Annotated in this window: 2 protein-coding genes; both read right to left on the reverse strand. The window is 69.0% G+C overall.

The annotated features are described in order from the left end of the window. The coding region (locus ACFQS7_RS30995) for a DUF3618 domain-containing protein (RefSeq protein WP_380070993.1) at window positions 1-141 on the reverse strand (141 nt) is incomplete at its 3' end. Further along, window positions 138-548, reverse strand: a complete 411-nt coding sequence (locus ACFQS7_RS31000) for a phage holin family protein (RefSeq protein WP_380070992.1) — start codon at window positions 546-548, stop codon at window positions 138-140. The genes ACFQS7_RS31000 and ACFQS7_RS30995, both read right to left, overlap by 4 nt. Window positions 549-677: the final 129 nt, after the last annotated feature.

Below are 677 nucleotides of genomic sequence, written 5' to 3' on the forward strand. Positions count from 1 at the left end.
CAGCGCTTGCTCGAAGAGTTGGCCCGGCGAAGCGCGCTCGCGCAGTTCGTCCAGCGTGTTGGTGAGGCCGGCGCGGGTCTGCTCCACCTCGCGCTCGATCTCCGCGGCGGAGCGGTTGCCGGGGTCGGTCGTGCTGCTCATTGGACCTGCTCCTTCGCCACCTGCACGTCGCGCGACAGCTGCGTGGTCGTGCGTGTCGGCACGAGATTGGATGTCTTGAGTTGGGAAAGGCCGCCGCGGATCAGCGCATAGCCACCGAGCGCCGCGGCCAACCCAACGATCAATTCTGCCCAGCCGGAGGCGATACCGAAGCTCACCAGCAGCGAGACCAGGGCGAAGAGCAGAACTATCAGCGCACCGAGCAGGAGCCCGCCACCAGCGGCCAATGGCATGACGGCGCCGGCGGCGTCGCCGAGCTTCTCGCCGAGTTCGGCGCGCGCGAGTTGCACTTCCTTACGAAACAGCGTGGAAATCTGGCCGATGGCGCTGCCGAACAGGTCGGTGACGCTGCGGTCACGCTCTGGTGGGCGGTTAGTATCAGATGGCATGGCAGCTCACTCCTAGCTCGCGCCTTTGATCGGGCTGGTCTGCCCAGCCTGGGAGGTCGTCCGGGCGGCGGCGCCGCCGAGCGACGCCGCGGCGACGGTGGCCGGCCGCGGCGCGTCGTCCGGCCCGCT

The organism is Dankookia sp. GCM10030260 (assembly GCF_042666655.1).
Classification (GTDB): Bacteria; Pseudomonadota; Alphaproteobacteria; order Acetobacterales; family Acetobacteraceae; genus Paracraurococcus.